The organism is Chitinophaga sp. 10T418 (assembly GCF_056394125.1).
The window spans coordinates 362,006-380,819 of record NZ_JBFTHG010000007.1 but is presented as its reverse complement, the minus strand read 5'-3'; the positions used below and the strand labels follow the sequence as shown (position 1 = coordinate 380,819).

Annotated in this window: 13 protein-coding genes, 2 tRNA genes and 1 pseudogene; 12 read left to right on the top strand and 4 right to left on the bottom strand. The window is 43.9% G+C overall.

Annotation, left to right across the window (positions count from 1 at the left end):
* The first annotated feature begins 180 nt into the window (after positions 1-180).
* A complete protein-coding gene (locus AC1DCV_RS22360) occupies positions 181-885 on the top strand; it encodes a porin family protein (protein ID WP_441572891.1) in 705 nt (234 codons plus the stop codon).
* A gap of 112 nt (positions 886-997) precedes the next feature.
* Here AC1DCV_RS22360 and AC1DCV_RS22355 read toward each other — a convergent pair whose 3' ends face one another.
* Both AC1DCV_RS22355 and AC1DCV_RS22350 read right to left on the bottom strand, forming a co-directional pair.
* Positions 998-1,774: an enoyl-CoA hydratase-related protein gene (locus AC1DCV_RS22355; protein ID WP_477025230.1), complete on the bottom strand. Its 777-nt coding sequence runs from the start codon at positions 1,772-1,774 to the stop codon at positions 998-1,000.
* A gap of 23 nt (positions 1,775-1,797) precedes the next feature.
* Complete coding sequence (locus AC1DCV_RS22350; RefSeq protein WP_477025229.1) at positions 1,798-3,825, bottom strand: S9 family peptidase; 2,028 nt, start codon at positions 3,823-3,825, stop codon at positions 1,798-1,800.
* 113 nt (positions 3,826-3,938) lie between these two features.
* Here AC1DCV_RS22350 and hflX point away from each other — a divergent pair, with 113 nt between their 5' ends.
* The 7 genes and pseudogenes from hflX to AC1DCV_RS22315 form a co-directional block, all read left to right on the top strand.
* Positions 3,939-5,129 carry a GTPase HflX gene (gene hflX / locus AC1DCV_RS22345; RefSeq protein WP_477025228.1) on the top strand — a complete coding sequence of 397 codons (1,191 nt, stop codon included), beginning with the start codon at positions 3,939-3,941 and terminating at the stop codon, positions 5,127-5,129.
* Positions 5,129-5,470, top strand: a complete 342-nt coding sequence (locus tag AC1DCV_RS22340) for a Rieske (2Fe-2S) protein (protein ID WP_441572895.1) — start codon at positions 5,129-5,131, stop codon at positions 5,468-5,470. Before hflX ends, AC1DCV_RS22340 begins: the two co-directional genes overlap by 1 nt.
* Positions 5,471-5,539: 69 nt before the next feature.
* Complete coding sequence (locus AC1DCV_RS22335) at positions 5,540-7,165, top strand: ArnT family glycosyltransferase (RefSeq protein ID WP_477025227.1); 1,626 nt, start codon at positions 5,540-5,542, stop codon at positions 7,163-7,165.
* Between the two features lie 158 nt (positions 7,166-7,323).
* Positions 7,324-7,397, top strand: a tRNA-Asn gene (locus AC1DCV_RS22330).
* 160 nt (positions 7,398-7,557) lie between these two features.
* Positions 7,558-7,631: transfer RNA gene (locus AC1DCV_RS22325), tRNA-Asn, on the top strand.
* 95 nt (positions 7,632-7,726) lie between these two features.
* Entirely contained in the window at positions 7,727-8,038 is a 312-nt protein-coding gene (locus tag AC1DCV_RS22320) for a DUF6922 domain-containing protein (RefSeq protein ID WP_477025226.1), read from the top strand.
* A gap of 59 nt (positions 8,039-8,097) precedes the next feature.
* Positions 8,098-8,664, top strand: a pseudogene (locus tag AC1DCV_RS22315) (nucleotidyl transferase AbiEii/AbiGii toxin family protein); the annotation flags it as partial.
* A 619-nt stretch (positions 8,665-9,283) separates the two neighbouring features.
* On the opposite strand, the gene AC1DCV_RS22310 reads toward AC1DCV_RS22315, so the two are convergent.
* Together AC1DCV_RS22310 and AC1DCV_RS22305 are read right to left on the bottom strand one after the other, a co-directional pair.
* Positions 9,284-10,027, bottom strand: coding sequence for a hypothetical protein (locus AC1DCV_RS22310; protein ID WP_477025225.1), 744 nt, complete (start codon positions 10,025-10,027; stop codon positions 9,284-9,286).
* Positions 10,028-10,216: 189 nt separating this feature from the next.
* The gene (locus AC1DCV_RS22305) at positions 10,217-11,620 is read right to left on the bottom strand and encodes a S41 family peptidase (RefSeq protein WP_477025224.1); all 1,404 of its coding nucleotides are present in this window, start codon (positions 11,618-11,620) and stop codon (positions 10,217-10,219) included.
* Between the two features lie 775 nt (positions 11,621-12,395).
* Here AC1DCV_RS22305 and AC1DCV_RS22300 point away from each other — a divergent pair.
* The 4 genes from AC1DCV_RS22300 (at position 12,396) to AC1DCV_RS22285 (ending at position 18,809) form a co-directional block, all read left to right on the top strand.
* Positions 12,396-14,720, top strand: coding sequence for an outer membrane beta-barrel protein (locus tag AC1DCV_RS22300; protein ID WP_477025223.1), 2,325 nt, complete (start codon positions 12,396-12,398; stop codon positions 14,718-14,720).
* A gap of 168 nt (positions 14,721-14,888) precedes the next feature.
* Positions 14,889-15,083 (top strand): hypothetical protein, encoded by a 195-nt coding sequence (locus tag AC1DCV_RS22295; protein ID WP_477025222.1) that lies wholly within the window; start codon positions 14,889-14,891, stop codon positions 15,081-15,083.
* Positions 15,084-15,160: 77 nt separating this feature from the next.
* The gene (locus AC1DCV_RS22290) at positions 15,161-16,537 is read left to right on the top strand and encodes a radical SAM protein (protein ID WP_477025221.1); all 1,377 of its coding nucleotides are present in this window, start codon (positions 15,161-15,163) and stop codon (positions 16,535-16,537) included.
* Entirely contained in the window at positions 16,422-18,809 is a 2,388-nt protein-coding gene (locus AC1DCV_RS22285) for a peptidase domain-containing ABC transporter (protein ID WP_477025220.1), read from the top strand. Before AC1DCV_RS22290 ends, AC1DCV_RS22285 begins: the two co-directional genes overlap by 116 nt.
* Positions 18,810-18,814 lie beyond the last annotated feature (5 nt).

The window sequence follows — 18,814 nt, the reverse complement described above, 5'->3', positions numbered from 1 at the left end:
CTTGTTCAGTATGGATAAGGGCTATCAGGAAAAGATTATAGGGGGCAATATCACTTTTTCTGTAACTTTCGACATGGGAATGTATAATACGGAACATGTTTTTGCAATATTTTAACCAATTGTGTTACAATCATTCCATTATATTTGCCTAATATTCTTTTTCCTAAGTATGTATATTATATGAAGAAAATAATTTTTACCCTTGGTCTGATAGCTGTTTCTATTGGAGTTTTCGCGCAGGATGGTGGCTCACCGATGAATAAAGCGGTTAATAAGGTTACCCATTCCAACGACTTTTTGATGATACAGTTATCTTACGATGGCTGGGCAGGTTCGCCTGATAGTATTAAGACCGGCCTGAACAGGGGTTTTAATGTGGCTTTGATGTATGATTTCCCGTTTAAGAAATCCAAACTAAGCATGGCAGCAGGTTTAGGGATCAGCACGAGCGGTATCTACCTGAAAGATCATAGTATGGATATAACAGGAGAGAAGATTAAAAACCAGGCTTCTTTCCCTAGTTCTACTGCTAAAAAGAATAAAGTAGCCACTACTTACCTGGAAATTCCGATTGAATTACGGTATCGTAGCGTGCCAGACAACGCCAATAAAGGTTTCAAAGCCGCGATAGGTGTGAAAGTGGGCGCCCTGGTGGATGCGCATACTAAAGATAAAATTACAGGCCCTAATGGCAGCAAGCAGATTGAGAAGGAAGCTAACCGCGGATTCTTTAACCCATGGCGCTTTTCAGCAACTGCCCGTGTAGGTTACGGTAACTTCGCCCTGTTTGGCGCCTATTCCCTGAACCCATTGTTGAAAGACAATAGCAGCGGAAACCTGGATATCAGACCTTACTCTATAGGCATCTGTTTAAGCGGATTATAAGCAAAAGCTGTTTATAAGAAGCTAAAGGCATAAAGCAAAAAGCTATTAAAGCGAATGACCAGAGCAAAGAATATAATTCCGCTCTGGTCATTCGCTTTAATAGCTTTTTGCTTTATGCTCCTTTAAATATGGGTTTTCGTTTCTCCAGAAAGGCTAATATCCCTTCCGCATTATCGGCTGAGTTACCGGCTATTTCCTGGCAATAGGCTTCGTAGTCGAGTACAGCGTCCAGGTCTTCTGTCATTCCTTTTGTCAGCATTTTCTTCATCAGCGCAATTGCTTTCGTAGGTGCGGCAGCGTAATAAGCTGCTTCGGCGAGTACAGCGGCATCCAGCTGGGAGGCCGGCACTACTTTGTTGACCAGGCCCATTTGCAATGCTTCCGGGGCTGTAATTTTAGTGGCTTTGGTAGCCAGTTCAAATGCGCGGTGGTAGCCTACTGTGCGTGGCAGAAAATACGAAGAGCCGGAATCCAGTACCAGGGCGATGTTCACAAATATTTCAATCATGGTGGCTTCTTCGCTGGCAATGATCATATCACAGGCCAGTGCGATGGAGCATCCGGCGCCAGCCGCTACCCCATTGAGCCGGCAGATCACCGGTTTGGGCATGTTGCGGATGGCGCGTATAATAGGATTGTAGCGTTTGTGAAGCGATTCACTTAAGTCGCGCTTCCCAGACTCCATAGATGCCTTCAGGTCTTGCCCGCTGCTAAAAGCTTTCCCCGCTCCTGTCAGCACCACCACTCTCACGGAGGAATCCTTTTCTGCCTTTTTTAATGCATCCTGCAGCTCATAGCTGAGCGGATCGTTGAATGCATTGTATACTTCAGGTCTGTTAAGTGTGATGGTAGCAATACCATCCTGGATATCCATTAATAAAGCCGCCATGATAGCTGGATTGTTTTGGTGATTTACAGGGTTTCTTTCAGCCAGTTAAAGAATTCACGTTGCCATGCGATACCGTTTTGTGGTTTCAGTACCCAGTGGTTTTCTTCAGGGAAGTAGAGCAGTTTGCTCTTGATTCCTTTCAGCTGTGCCAGCTGGAAGGCTTGTAAGCCTTGTTCAATAGGCACGCGGAAGTCGATACCACCCTGTATGATGAGGATGGGTGTATTCCATTTGCCGGCATATTCGCTTGGGTTGAACTGTTTGAAGCCGTTGGCATTAGCCGGATCCCAGTAAGCGCCGATGTCCCAGTTGGCAAACCACAGTTCTTCTGTAGTACCATACCAGCTTTTCAGGTCAAAAAGACCATCGTGGGCAATGAAGGATTTGAAACGGTTTTCGTGTACGCCCGCCAGCATGTATACGGAATAGCCGCCGTAGCTGGCACCTACTGCGCCTAAACGGGATTTGTCTACGTAACTTTCTTTACTCACATCATCAATGGCACTCAGGTAGTCTTTAATGGGTTGTCCGCCCCAGTCCTTGCTGATAGACGCATTCCACTCTACCCCATGTCCTGGCATCCCTCTTCTGTTAGGTGCTACCACAATGTAGCCCTGGGAAGCCATCAGCTGGAAGTTCCAGCGATAGGAATAAAACTGGGATACGGGAGACTGTGGGCCGCCMTGGCAATACAGCAGGGTTGGATATTTTTTAGCAGGGTCAAAGTCCGGAGGGAAGATCACCCAGGTGAGCATATCCTTGCCATCCGTGGTTTTTACCCAGCGCTTTTCAATTTTGCACATGCCTATTTTGTCGTAGGCAGCTTTGTTGACGTTGGTAAGCGCCGTCACAGTGCCTTTCTGGAGATCTACCGTGAACAGTTCCGCGGCATGGTTCATATCAGTACGGGATACTACCAGGGTATTACCGCTTTGTGCGAGCATATCATTGATATCAAAATCACCGGTAGTTACCTGACGTATATGCTTTTCCGTTGTTTGGGCGATGTTTTTCTGCAGGGTGATTTCCAGCACCTGTTCCGTACCTTTTATAACGGCCAGGAAATATATTTTTTTACCATCGTTGCTGAAGCGGGTCGCACCGGCAGTGCCATCCCAGCCTTTGGTAAGATTGGTGATAGTGCCGGTAGCACGGTCCATGATGATCACATCATTTTTATCTGCTTCGTAACCATCGCGGGCCATGCTTAACCAGGTAATGTATTTACCATCCTGGCTGAAAGCGGGTGCCACATCGTAGCCCATCATGCCCTGAGAGAGGTTGCGGGTACTTTTGGCATCGAGATTAAATTCGTAGATGTCGGTATTGGTGCTGAGGGCGTAATCTTTCCCGTATTTCTTTTTTGTTACATAGATAATGCTTTTACCGTCCTGGCTCCAGATCATGTCTTCGGGGCCACCGGAGGGCATCTGCGGGCAGTCATACGGTTCATCTGCCATAATATCTACAGGCGTACCTACTTCCCCGTTGTTATACGTAGCATAAAACACATGGGAGAAGTTACCATCTTCCCAGGTATCCCAGTGACGGTAGTTGAGGTTATCATAGATCTGTACGTTGGATTTCGGGAGATCGGGGTAATGATCGGCGCCGGAAATCTTCTTCACTTTCACTTCTTTCGAAAACAGGATATGCTTGCCATCGGGGGAAATACGGATGTTTTGCATGCCGCCTTCCACATTGGTTTTCTGTACCGGATCGGAGCCATCGGCATTCATTTCATACCATTGGCCTTTCAGGGAGAAGCCAATTTTATTACCTGGCAATATGGCTACATCGCCTTCTGCACCTGGTGTTTGGGTGAGTTGCTTTGGTGTGCCGCCTGCGAGCGGAATGGCATAGAGGTTTTTTTCTCCCTTATTCTCGGTCATATTAATCTGGGAAACGCCGTAGATAACGGTTTTGCCGTCAGCACTTACTGCTTCTCCACTCACCCGGCCCAATTGCCATAGCAATTCGGGTGTCATTTTATCCTGGGCTACTGCCATAGTTGATATTAATAGTCCTGTCAGTAAAAATGGTTTATACATGATATAGATGGGTTGTTTTGGATCGGGTAAATGTAGGAAGAAAAGGGGATTTTACGGGGTCCGCTAAATGGCGAGCAAATTCTCTGTAAATTTGCAGCAAATTCAGAAATAACTTGATTGAGAAAAAACAAGTAGTATCAACAGAAGAAAGAGCCGTCATCGTGGGTGTTATCACCAAGGACCAGACAGAGCGCCAGGTAAACGAGTTCCTGGACGAGCTGATGTTCCTGGCAGAAACCGCAGGTGCTCAGGCTGTAAAACGCTTTACCCAGCGACTGGCGCACCCTGACAGGGCCACCTTTGTAGGTAAGGGAAAGTTGGAAGAAATACATCAGTTTGTTGCAGGCAGGAATATTTCACTGGTCATATTTGATGATGAGCTGACCGGCTCTCAGATAGCTAATATCGAAAAAGTGTTGAAGGTAAAGGTGATAGACCGAAGTGATCTTATCCTGGATATTTTTGCCCGCCGCGCCCGCACTGCACAAGCAAGAGTGCAGGTAGAACTGGCACAGTACCAATACATCCTGCCACGCTTACGTGGTATGTGGAGTCACCTGGAAAGACAGGGAGGTGGTATTGGGAGCAGAGGACCTGGGGAAACGGAAATCGAAACAGATCGCCGTATCGTAAAGGATAAAATAGCACTGTTACGCAAAAGACTGGAAGACATCGACCGGCAATCGCTTACCCAGCGTCAGGAACGGGGTGAATTTATTCGTGTAGCGCTGGTAGGTTATACCAACGTAGGTAAAAGCACCATCATGAATTTGCTCAGCAAAAGTGAGGTATTTGCCGAAAACAAACTGTTTGCCACCCTGGACACTACTACCCGTAAGGTGGTTTTTGACCAAACACCTTTCCTGCTCAGCGATACCGTAGGATTTATCCGCAAGCTGCCCCACCACCTGGTAGAGAGCTTCAAATCCACGCTGGACGAGGTGCGCGAAAGCGATATCCTGATCCATGTGGTAGATATTTCCCATCCGCAATACGAAGAGCAGATTGAAGTGGTAAACCGCACCCTGCAGGAGCTGAAAGCCTTCGAGAAGCCCACCATCATGATCTTTAACAAGATGGATCTGTATGAGGCCAACACCTTTGACCAATGGCTGGAACCAGAGGTAAAACAGGATATCCTGAATAACCTGAAGCAACATTGGGAAACAAAGACCCAGGGCAACTGTGTATTCATTTCCGCGCTGGAAAAAAGGAATATTGAAGAGCTGCGCAAAACCATCCTGGATAAGGTATCGCAGCTGTATAAGGAGCGTTTCCCTTATAAAACCGAATTCTTCTACTAATGGCCAAAGAATATTCCTGGTATAAATTAGAAGAAGGCCGGCTACCATTTGCGGAGAAAGAAATCAGTGTGATAGAGGTAAATGGAAAAAAGATTTGCTGTACCCTGCATGAGGGACGGCTTTTCGCCTTTGCCTATAAATGTCCGCATGCCGGTGGCATTATGGCCGATGGGGTGATAGATGCCGCCGGCAACGTGGTTTGCCCGTTGCACCGCTATAAATTCAGTCTTAAAAACGGCTACAATAGCAGTGGAGAAGGCTACTACCTGAAAACCTACCCGATAGAACAGCGTGAAGACGGCCCCTGGCTGGGGATGGAGAAAAGTGGCTGGTTCTGGTAAGCAATTATCTTTCTGTTAAAAGTGATATGTGTGTTTGAAGTAACCGGTATATGCCTGTAACTTTTCGTCATGCTGACAACACCTACAACGCGCAGATTTATACTTACCGAACAACAGGTATGGCTGCTGATAACAGCCATGGTTATATTGTTGCAGTTCAGTGCACTGTTTGTCCCTATCCTGGAGCCTGATGGCGCACTTTATGCCGGTATTGCCAAAACCATGGTACTGAAACATGACTACTGGAATCTCTATGCAGATGGTCATGACTGGCTGGATAAACCCCACTTCCCTTTCTGGATGGCTGCTATCAGCTTTCAGCTCTTCGGCATCCACACCTGGTCTTATAAGCTTCCTGCCATTCTTTTTTTGTTGATGGGCGCCTGGTATACTTACCGGTTTGCGCTGCTGTTATACGATGAAAAGGTGGCCCGCTGGGCAGTTTGCATCCTGCTGACCGCCGAGCACCTGGTGATTTCCAACAACGATGTCCGGGCGGAGCCTTATCTCACCGGGTTGATCATTGCAGCAGTCTATCATTTTTATAAGCGCGGAATCCTCCTGGGAGCCGTTTTTACGGCTTGTGCTATCATGACCAAGGGTTTGTTTGCCCTGGTGCCCGTTTGCGCCGCAATCGGGGGCCAAATGCTGTTTACCCGTAACTGGAAAGAACTATTCCACCTGCGCTGGCTCCTGGCACTGCTGCTCATCGCCGTATTCATCACCCCTGAGCTATACGCCTTATACCGGCAGTTTGACCAGCATCCCGAGAAAACTGTTTTTGGTACCACCGGCGTTTCCGGGCTGCGCTTTTTCTTTTGGGACAGCCAGTTTGGCCGTTTTATGAACACCGGCCCCATCAAAGGCTCCGGCGATCCGTTCTTCTTTTTCCATACCCTGTTATGGGCATTTCTGCCCTGGTCAGTGATGTTATACGCGGCGGTCATCATCTTCATAAAAAATTGGAAACAACAAAAGGAATACTACTGCATATGCGCCGCCCTGGCCACATTTGCCCTGTTTTCCCTCTCCCGCTTCCAGCTGCCCCATTACCTGAATATTATTTTTCCTTTTTTTGCCATCCTCACCGCGCAATACATTTTATCCCTGCACAGTACCAAAGGGCTGAAATTTTTCCGGATTACCCAATACACAATTATCATACTCCTGGCTGTTGGCGTAGTGCTTATTGACCTGCTCTACAAGCCCGCCATGCATTATGCCTGGCTGCTGCTGGCAGCATCTCTTTGCCTGCTATACCTCCTCCTCCACTACTGGCTGGATAAATCCACCAAACAAGCAGTGTTTTATCGTACTATTTCCATCAGCATCCTGCTGAATTTATACCTGAATACAATCTTATATCCTGATATGATGCAATACCAGAGTGGTAGTACCGCTGCCATGTATGCGAATACCTATCTCCCCGGACGTAGTATCAGCTTCTATTATGCTAACTCCTACGCTTTCGATTTTTACCTGCAGGCGCCGGTGTTACGCCCGGATTCCGCTATGCCGGGCGTTGTTTTCACCACGCCAGAGGGAACCGCTGCTTTGCAACAGCAAGGATATAGCTGTACCGTTCTTAAATCATTCCCTCATTTTTATGTGAGTAAACTGGATTTGCCATTTGTCCGAAAGGTGACCCGGGCGGGTGCTTTAGGGGAAAGGCAACTGGTAGCCGTGAAAAAATAATTTTTTATTTTGCCTGAAATGTTGTGTGGTGGCTGAATGTGTTGGATTTGTTTTCTCTTTTTGGTGGTTTTTTTGAAAAAAAACAGAATAAGATTTTGCAAAAATAAAAATTTACCTATTTTTGCAATCCCAAATCGCGTAAACGATGAGGGCTACACTCCTCCTTAGCTCAGTTGGTTAGAGCATCTGACTGTTAATCAGAGGGTCTCTGGTTCAAGTCCAGAAGGGGGAGCAAAAAGCTGAAATTCTTTTTTATAAAGGATTTCAGCTTTTTCACTTAAGATAAGTGAGGGGCGGATTTTCAATGATTTTATTTTTTGAAGAAATAAAAATTTGTTTAGATTTGCCGCCGGAAAATAGTACTACAAAGGGTATTATTATTTTAGATATATTCCTCCTTAGCTCAGTTGGTTAGAGCATCTGACTGTTAATCAGAGGGTCTCTGGTTCAAGTCCAGAAGGGGGAGCAAAAGGTCTGCAGAAATGCAGGCCTTTTTTATTTTGATAGTTTTTCGGATAACGTGATCCAAAAAATAGCTCCCTTTTTTAGTATATTTGGATAGTGCAAACAAATCCTAACATAGCGAAACCTGCATTGTCCCGCAGAGCATTCTGGGATATAGATCTGAAACAACTGGATTTTGATCGGTATCCGGAATTCACTGTTGTGAGAGCAATGGAAAGGGGGACTTCCAATGATATCAGGGAAATTATTCGCTATTATGGTAAGGATAAAGTACAATCTATCCTTACGAATTCAGAACGCCTTTTACCACGAGCACAAGTAATTTCACGCAGACTTTTTCACCTCCACAATAGTGATTATAAATGCTCTACCGGAACACAACGAGCGAGGAACTATTCAATGTTTTAAGTCAGTTAATGAGTTTGCCTGAGTTATCTGATTTCAGATTAGTTTGAGGTACGGCTCTTAGTTTGTTAAGGGGACACCGGGAGTCTGTGGACATTGATATGTTTTGTGATGGTCCTTACGGAGAGATTCCTTTTGATCATATTCTGGAAGTATTGAAATTTCATTTCCCATATGTTGAGGAGACGAATCCGTTTATTGGGCCTACAGGTCAATTAAATAATCGTGGATTCAATCTGTTCATTGGAAAAAACGAAGAAACCTCTATTAAGACAGATTTACTTTATTGGGATGCCCCATATTTGTTTCCTCCATTAATAGAGGATGGTATTCGGTTGGCTACCATTGAAGATATCGCAGCTATGAAACTAGATACTATATCCAGAGGGGGGCGGAAGAAGGATTTTTGGGATTTATCAGAGATTCTGAAGACACATAATTTTTCTGATTTATTAGACATTTATAAGAAAAAGTATCCGTGGTTTGAAGTTGGAGATGTTCTTAAAGGGCTTACCAATTTTAAAATTGCAGATCAGATGCCCGATCCGGTTTGTTATAAAAACAAAGATTGGGAGGCTATTAAGAATGAAATCACCAAGGTGGCAAGTGGAATGGAGAATCAAAAATAGAGAAGAACAAAGAATTCACTAACATGTATATTGAATGACGCGCTAATGCAACCAGGGCATATAATTTTGTTGCGTTCAGAAAGCGAAATAAGTGAACTTGTCAGAGGAGCATCCAATAGTCAATATTCCCATACCAAGTTGTTTGGGATCAAGTTTGAAAACCTGGGGATAGCGCAAATTTTAAGCATAAAGTTTAGTCCATCTATAAAGGAAGCATGCTGCAGATCTAAGCTTACCCGCTGCCCGAAAGCCTGCATCACGGATATTTTTGGAGGAATTTTATCTTCGTTGTCTCCAAATACTCATTTAAGATATAGTGCATTAAGAACACCCATCATCATAGTCAGCATTACCTTTTCATTATGCAGGCCCCGTCTATGCTATGCTTAGCACCCGCTAAGTACCTATAGAAGCAGCGCAGGAGAGGTGGACTTGATGCGGGGGTGACGTTCGGATGTATAACCGGGATGAAATTGAATCAGAAGATGTATGGAGGTCAGAACTGGCCATAGCAGGGCTGCTTCAGTACCAACTGTAGCTGCGGAAAGAAATACACTATTGAAAGAAAGCAGGTATAAAGCGTTTATTTATCAAAATATCTCCGGAGGCAAGGATAGCTTTATTCCAGTTGAATGACAGCTGGATATGCATGTGTATAGGTAAGTTTGGGAAGCAATTTCTTCCGCTTTGGGTAAGTACGTTTATGAGCATATTGGGGTACCTGTGGCGCTGCTACTGCAATGATATCGGCGGCCATATATTGTCTGTTGCCCGATGGGCCGTCTTTGTATATCGCTCTTACCTGAAAAACTATTACCAGTGAACCCTTCCCGGGTACATCGAGTGAAACATTTGTTTCCTGGAAAGTGGTATCCGGATCTATCATTAGCGTAACTGTTTCGCTACCCGTCACGCGACGTGATATAAAGTCAATACGCGTTGCGATCACTTTTACTTCCAGCGCAGCAATACCTTTATATCCGGCAATGGTTTGTGCGGGAATATTTAATATTCCGTTAGAGAGAAGCCGGGGAGCCATCGGAAAAAAACGATCTACTCCGGTATGCTGATTGAAGCGGAAGCCAGTTAGGGACTCGTGATGATCGCCGGCAGCAATGAGCAGTCTGTTGAGCCGATTGATGTGGCCGCCGTCACAATGGATATCCAGGTGGGGGTAGAGCGCATGACGGATAAAAGCGCCTTTCCTGCTGGCGATGCCAAAGCGCCGGGATGCGCGGCGGGTAGCAGCCGTTTGCTGCACGCTTTCAGGCATGCTACGCAGGAAGTAGTTGCCATTGCGCTTATACCCTATGAGATTGCCGAGTTTTCCCGTAAAGGAAATGACAGACATTTGTTTTGCCATGGGAGATTATTTTGATAAGATAAATATAAGATAATTCGGGGAACGTGTTTTCGGGATAGATGGAAGATTAGCTAAAGGGAGTGTATTGGTATTTAGGGAATATCGAAAAAAGACATTCCCCAGGTTGTAAACCTGATCCAATTTTTCTTCATCATATGCTCCACATAAGATGCCGACATGCTCATTTTTCTATTTTATGCTCCTGCCTCTGATTAATTCTAAAGCCTTTTTTAACGCCATATTCGCGGGCACTGCTTCTTCCGGGATTACACCATTCCAATCATTTTCTCCCGATCCAATATCATAATACAGTGCACTGGATATTGTTATATTTAATTGCGTATGTGGTAAGCGTGCGGGTACAATATCTCCATAACTTTTAATCAGGCCACCTGTTTCTTCGCCTATGATCGTTCCTCTTTTATAATATTTAAAGCATTGGGCAAAATCGGCAGCAGATGAATAGGTTTGCAGATTAACCAGCAAGTACACTGCTCCATCAAATCTGAGCGGATTTGTTTTTAAAGGGATGTCTTCATAAACAACCGTATCTATCAGCCCATTGGGTTTAGCTAATAAAATCAACTCCGAACTATCCAAAGTCTTACCTTCTTTGTGTGCTTTTAGCCGCTGTTTTAAAAAACGGCTATTTTTTACAATCACTTTATCGTATTGTTTGAAGGGCTTCTTTAAAATATATTGGAAAAAATCGTCACCAACATCCGAGTCACCTCCACCATTATCAATTAAATTAATCACCAGGTTTCGTATGCCTTTATTTTTAATTACAGTAAAGGCGGAATCAGTAAAGGTGCTATAACCATCCCAATCAAAGTTTTTAAACGCTATGATGGCGGTTTTATCCTCATCTAAAATGGTGAGTGAATAATTAGTTTCTTTTGAAGTGTTTGTTGTGGTTACTTTAGCGGTGGATTCCTTGATTCGTTTATCAATAGCTTTTTGCCTTATTCCCTTTATCAATACTGTTTTTATATCCCCATTACTATTGTATTTTATTTTGTAACTCCCGTTCGCTTTATAGAGTGCTTCTAAATAAAAGTAAAAGCGCGTACTTCCGAATTCAGCTCTGAAGGGGCGGTTTTCACCGGTGTTTAAATTTATAATATCATTTACAATTTTCTGAGCCGAAATATCATTTATACTCACTATTTCAGATTTGGCTGGAAGCTGCGCTTCAAACGTTTCATAAGGACGCTCGCAGATAATAAAGGGTTTGTCAGGAGACAGCTTAAAAGAATAAGGGAGTACTAACGGATTCTGAGCATCGTAGTCTTCAAGTATATGAAAATCAGTATGTCCATCATCTAATTTAGCTAACAACGGCTCTGCCCTTAAATAAAAATCCAATTGGCTCAGATCTTTGTCAAAGCTATTCTTAACCAATTGCACATCTTTGTAAAACGCTGCTTTGGGGTACCGATAGTAAGGATTGGGATGTGTTTCTTCCAAATATTTTACCAGGGTGTCGATATCTTCCCGCATATCATGAGAAGTGTATTTTTTGTATATGCCTTGCCCTGATACAACGTGATAAAATGAAATGCAAATAACTAAAATCAAAAATCGTCTCATTGTTACCGTTTAACTTTCAAACATCATTCATTACATTAACAATAGTTTTCCATGCTGCCTAAAGTAACATTGTTTTATTTTTATAAAAAAATGTTTTGTTTATTATAAAAATTATTTTATTTTCGGAATAACAACGAATGGATTCCTAAATAACCATTTACCCTATTTGTAGTTTTTGTTAACGATTCATATATACTACTAGATCAGCTTAAATTCAAAAAACCAGATTCTGTAATTCTGCGTCGTAAACACGCAATAGCACACCTTTTTCAAGGTTTATTAAACTGTAATTTATCTGTTAACCAGATGTGAAAGAAGGTATTTCTTTTTTCAGGAAACTCTGTGGAAAATTGTGCMCCATAGAATAGCCAACATCTAAAAAATAGCTGTTATGGATACGAACATTTTTACTTTACCTGCTTACCCCTAAGCTGGTAACGGGCATATTATATGCAGCCAGGTCCTTTTCTTTTGATGTAATAACGCGGTTTTGAGGAACAGTTTTTTGTTGGGAAGCGCTTAGGAGTGCTAATGAACAGATTTCTTTTCGCAATCGTAATGGACTTTCTATGGCCTTACTATCAATGGATAGTATCCTTGATAAGGGCTACCTATGTGTCATCGTCCGAGTATTGCGTTGCTGTCACTATGAATAATTAAAAATGCCATGTTGGAAATATTGATGCGATCAGTAATAATATGTTTGGTCTTTATCCTGCCTGTGAAGCTGTCAGCGCAACAATCCGCTGTTGGTAAACTTAAGGGTATAACTTTCATGGTAAAATTGGTAAATGCTTCAGGACAATCAATACCAGATGCTACGCTGTTGCTGTACAGCCAACGAGATACCGCATTGCTAAAAGCAGCGATCAGCGATACTGCTGGGAGCTTTAAGTTTATTGACCTGGAAGAAAATGGGTATCTCTTGAAAGTATCACATCTGGCATATAAAGACACGATGTTGCTCATCAATCATATCACAACAGCGCCTATTCAAATCGTTTTGTATCCCGATAAGGCCCGCAACCTGGAAGGGATTACCATTGCCAGCCGGAAGCCGCTGGTAGAGCGGAAAGTAGACAGGGTCGTGTTCAATGTCGGAAATAGCATATCCCTGACCGGCAGTAATGCGCTGGACGCATTGAAAAAAGCACCGGGTGTAAGAGTGAGCGGAGATAATAGTGTAGATATTATCGGAAAGAGCAGCGTACAGGTGATGATCAACAACAGGTTGATGCAGATACCCGCTTCAGATTTACTCAATATGCTGAAGGGTATGCCAGCAAGCGATCTGGCCAGCATCGAGGTGATTACCAATCCTCCGGCACAATTTGATGCGGCCGGCAATGCAGGACTCATCAACATTATCACAAAGAAGAACAGTACCACCGGTGCGAGTGGAAGCGTTCAGGGAGCCTACAGGCAGGCATTGTTCCCTTCTTATAATGGTGGCGGAACATTCAATTACCTGCGGGATAAATGGTCTGTTATGGCTACGGCAAATGCAGGCAGGCAAATGAATTATGGTGTGAGTGGTAGTGAAATATATTATCCATCGGCACGTTGGCTCGACAACGGAGATTACAGCTCAACAACCCATCAGTTCAGTGGTTCACTGGGAATAGATTATGAACTGAACAGTAAACAGCAACTGGGCGTGAAGTATACTATCACCCGGGGAAAGTCTTCCACCATGTCTGAAACATCAACAAAGATTTTTGGTGTTAAAGAATTGCTGCCGGATTCGTTGATACAAACAAAAAATAACACACCGGCGAATGCGCAAAGCCATGATATCAATCTCTATTTCGAACATAAATTTGATTCGTCTGGGAAGAAACTGACTGCAGCAGTAGACTATTTTTATTACGATAAAAAGCTGGACCAGACATTCGAAAGTTATAACTATTTCTCCGGTGGAGGAAAGACCGGCGATTCTGCTATTGCCAGCAGCCAGGCAGCACAAAAGATACATGTGTACACAGGACAGATAGATGTATTGCTACCCAACAAATGGATAGATATGTCTTTCGGCGGGAAGCTCACATTCATCCGGAATGATAACAACACTGGCTACTATGGCGTATTGGCAGGAAAGGCTTATTACGACTCATCAAGAAGTAATGGCTTCGACTACTCGGAAAAAACACAGGCGATATATTTCAGTGCCAATAAACGCTGGAAGAAATTTGAATGGCAGGCAGGGCTGCGCGGTGAATACACCCAAACGAATGGGTTTTCACGAACCTACTGGCAGTCTGACGATAACAGCTATTTCAGATTATTTCCTACGCTTTACATGTTGTACAAACATAGTGAGGACCACGTATACGCCTTTTCTTATGGTCGCCGTATCAGCCGGCCGGGATATGCAAGACTGAATCCGTTTCGCTGGTACGCAAGTCCATTCAGCTATGTTGAAGGTAACCCATTCCTGCAACCTGCTTATAGCGATAATTTTGAAGCAAGATATGATTACAAAGATCTGCTGTCATCTCAGGTATACCTGAACATCCGCAGTAATGGCTTCGATCAGATCGGAATACCAGACCCGGTTACAAAGATCACTGCTATTATACAACGCAACTTCCTGCGGGGATATAATTATGGTATTATTGAATCCCTGAACCTGACACCGGTAACCTGGCTGGAAAGTTATAATCAGGTACAGGTGTATCATAACCTGACCATATCCTCAGATCCGAATACACAACCCCGGATCAGTGGATGGAGTGCTTACCTGTCAACAGATAATACCATCCAGTGCAACAAGCAAGGCACATTACAGGGCAATATCAGTTGCTGGTATCAATTCCCGGAGGTGGACGGCGTAGACCGGGTAGGATCTTACTATAGCCTGGACCTCGGGGCAAAAGTGATACTGTTCCGTAAACGGTTTACCATAGGTGTACAGGCAACAGATATATTAAAAACAAACAGAGTCGTCATCCATAGCTGGACCAATGGTATGCAGCAGGTATATGATAGTTATCCGGGCAATCGCACGGTAAAACTATCACTGGCTTATAGGTTTGGGAAAAAAGATAAAATGAGCAAACAACATGAAACTAACTCGGAAGAAAAAAGCAGAGCCAACTGATAAATTTTTACAGGTAAATGCAGGTAGTTGACCCTGAGTGGCCATTAAAGGTCGCTATTCCTGTAATGAATCGGGCTATCCCTGATTCTATGCATGACGTTCCATAACTGGCTTAATAACGTAAAACTTCAGCCAAATTTTTATTTCATCGTTTCAAACCTTAAAACAATGGGTAACAAAAATCTGCAGGATTTACTGAAAAAAGTAATGATCGAAGAAAATCAGAAAGAAATCTCTAAGCTGGATGATGCAGCTTCTTACATGATCCGCGGCGGTAAGGAGCTGGATCTGGAAGTTGATGGTTGTTCCAAGATCAAAGGTTGTGTAAAGTCTAAAGGACGTGACCCGGTAAGCAGCCTTTAATCAATTATTCGGGGGGCGCAGTGATTCATTCCTGCCCCCTCGTTTTATCTGTTTCCCTACACTTAAAATCTTTTGTTATGGGCAATTATAAAATGTCATTTTACCTGGTACGGTCCCGCGTTCTCGATGATACCAATCTCCATCCGCAGCAGGTGATATTCGCTACCCGGACTGGCAGCATCATGGTGATCCGCAGCGAATACCTGGAATATATGGAACAAAAATTATTCGGGAAAATACCAGCAGATATATTCAGCGATCTTGTTGCAATAGAAGCGGTGGTACCGGAAGAGCAGGATGAATTATCCTATGTGTTGCAGGATAATCAGGAGGAAGTAGACAGAGATGAAGTGCTGGACATTGTAATACAACCGGGAGCATCCTGCCAGCTGGGTTGCCACTATTGTGGTCAGGAACATAGTAACCACTATATGAGTAAACCACTTCAGCAGAAAATGATTGACCGCATCATTGGTAAACTGAAAGCAACCAATATGAAGGAGCTGGCCATTACGTGGTATGGTGCTGAGCCTTTAATGGCTGTCAGACAAATACGCGAAATGAGTGTGCCCCTCCTGGAACAAACCGCTGCAATGGGCATCCGGTATTCCGCCAGTATGGTAACCAACGGCCTTAGTCTCAAAGAAAATATTTTCAGGGAAATGGTAGATCAATGGAAGATCACCAACTTTCAGATCACCCTCGATGGCATAGCCGAATATCACGACAAGAATCGCTACACCAAACAAAATAAACCAACATTCGATATCATTTTTAATAATATTTTGAGCATCGTTAACTCACCTGCCTATTTGCCAGGCCGCGGCAGGATTATGATTCGCTGTAACGTAGATAAGAACAACGAACCAGGTTTGGATGAATTCATTGCCTTGCTGGCATCCCATCATCTGCAGGATAAAGTAGGCTTTTATGTAATTCCTGTGCATAACTGGGGCGATAATCATGCGGGCGATGAAATAGGCGTTGATAAAAGTGGATTCGCCATGGCAGAAATAGACTGGCTGCTCCGGCTCATGCAATATGGTTTTATGGTAGATATATTGCCCCTCAGGTCAAAGATTGTTTGCAGCGCTGTGAAAAAAGGATCAGAAGTATATGATGCTTTTGGTACTGTTTCCACCTGCTGGGAAGTACCTTATACCCCTTTATATACAGGTACTGCTTATGAAATAGGTCATCTCAACCTGCCTTTTACAGAAGATGTAAGTAAAACACCTATGAGGGCCTGGAATACTGAACTGAAAGAAGGAAAGACCTGGTGCGCAAAATGTAACCTGTTGCCTGTTTGCGGCGGTAGTTGTCCTATTCATTGGGAACATGGTATCCCTGCATGCCCTTCGTTCAAATTCAATATCGAAGATCGTTTGGTACTGGCATACCTGGCAGATCGCAAAGAAAAAAAGAAACAGGTTTCCCAACAAGCGGAAAATTAGATACATGTTCCATAGGAAGAAAATAGCATTTCAACGTCAACACGATGCAATGGACTGTGGATCCACGTGCCTTGTCATGATAGCCAAACATTATGGAAGAACATATTCGTTGGAATACCTGCGGAAGCTGTCGTATATAGGGAAGGAGGGCGTGAACCTGCTTAATTTAAGTCATGCAGCGGAGAAGATCGGATTCAGAACCTTCCGGGCTAAGCTCAGTGCACACTCATTGGCCGATGATTGCCCGCTGCCTTGTATCCTGCACTGGAACCAGAACCATTTCGTTGTGTTGTATGAAATCAAACGTTCCCTGTTCAACCGCAACCGGCTCAAATACAGGATCGCCGATCCTGCGCATGGAGTGGTTACTGTAGAGGAAAGCACCTTCCTCCATTGCTGGGCAAGCACCGCTGATGAGAAAGGAATGGCCTTGCTGTTGGAACCTACACCGGAACTTTACCGGCAACAGGAAATAAAGCCGGAACCGGGATTTTCTTTCATATTTAAGTACCTCACACCACACCGGCGCTATATTACCCAGCTAGTCATCGGAATGCTGGCTGCCAGCCTGATATCACTGGCATTTCCCTTTCTCACACAACTATTAATAGACTATGGTGTACAGGCAAACAACCTGCATCTCATCTACCTGGTCCTGATCTCACAGCTGTTCCTGTTTACCGGCAGCATGGCGATCGATATCCTGCAAAGCTGGCTACTACTGCATGTAAATGTGCGCATCAACCTTAATATCATATCAGATTTCCTTATTAAACTGATGCGTTTACCTATCAAATATTTTGATACCAAAGCCATAGGAGATATACTCCAGCGTATCAATGATCATCATCGCATAGAAACATTCCTCACAGGTGTTACGTTGACCACCTTATTTTCTTTTATAAATATTATCGTCTTTTCGGTTGTACTGGCTTATTATAGCCTGTTTATCCTCGCGCTTTTTTTTACTTTCAGTATGTTGGGTGTGATATGGATTTTCCTGTTTCAGAAGAAACGGAAACAACTGGATTATAAGCGGTTTGCAAGCAATAAAGAAAACCAGGACCGGCTGGTGGAGCTGATCACCGGTATGCAGGAGATCAAATTGTATGGCAGCGAAAAAACCAAACGATGGGCATGGGAACAACTACAGGTAAAACTATTCAGATTAAACATCAGCAGTCTCGCATTAGAACAATATCAGAAGGCTGGTTACATCTTTTTAAACCAACTAAAAAATATCCTGATCTCTTTTGTGGCTGCCAGGGCTGTTATGCAGGAAGAACTATCCCTCGGCGTATTGTTGAGCATATCTTATATCATCGGGCAAACCAATGGCCCATTGGAACAACTGGTAGCCTTCGTGCAGGCAGCGCAAGATGCCAGGATCAGTATAGACCGTATGAACGAGATCCACTCCAAAGAAGAGGAAGAAGAGAAAGCTCTTGCGGCTATGGACCCATCGGATCTTACGCCGGCATTATCGCTGGATAATAAAGGGGCATTAACAACATCGGCCGGACCGAAAGACCAGCAAGACATTATCCTGGAAAATATATCGTTTCAATACGAAGGGCCATATTCACCTTATGTATTGAAAGATCTTTCCCTGCGTATTCCGCAGGGAAAGATCACCGCCATCGTTGGTGACAGCGGCAGTGGAAAAACTACCCTGATGAAACTATTACTGGGGTATTACCTGCCGTCAAAAGGACGTATCATGATTGGTGATCATCCCTTACAAATGATCTCACCAAAATACTGGAGAGCATGCTGTGGTACTGTTATGCAGGATGGATATATCTTTTCAGATACCATCGCCAACAATATAGCATTGGATGGCGAAGAGATAGATCATACCAGGATGCAACTGGCAGTGGAGACCGCCAACATCCGCACGTTTATTGAAAGCAGACCTATGGGATATACCACCCGGATTGGCAACAACGGCACTGGTATCAGTGGTGGACAGCGTCAACGCATATTCATTGCCAGGGCAGTATACAAAGATCCGCACTACCTGTTTATGGATGAAGCAACCAGCAGCCTGGATGCGAACAACGAACGGCTGATCATGAATAATCTTGATGCCTTCTTCGGAGGCAAGACGGTAGTGATCATTGCACACCGGCTCAGCACCGTGAAAAATGCTGACCAGATCATCGTATTACATAATGGCGCCATCGCTGAACAGGGCAATCATCAAACACTTACACAACAACGGGGATATTATTATGAGCTGGTGAAAAACCAGCTGGAACTGGGAAACTAAAACAA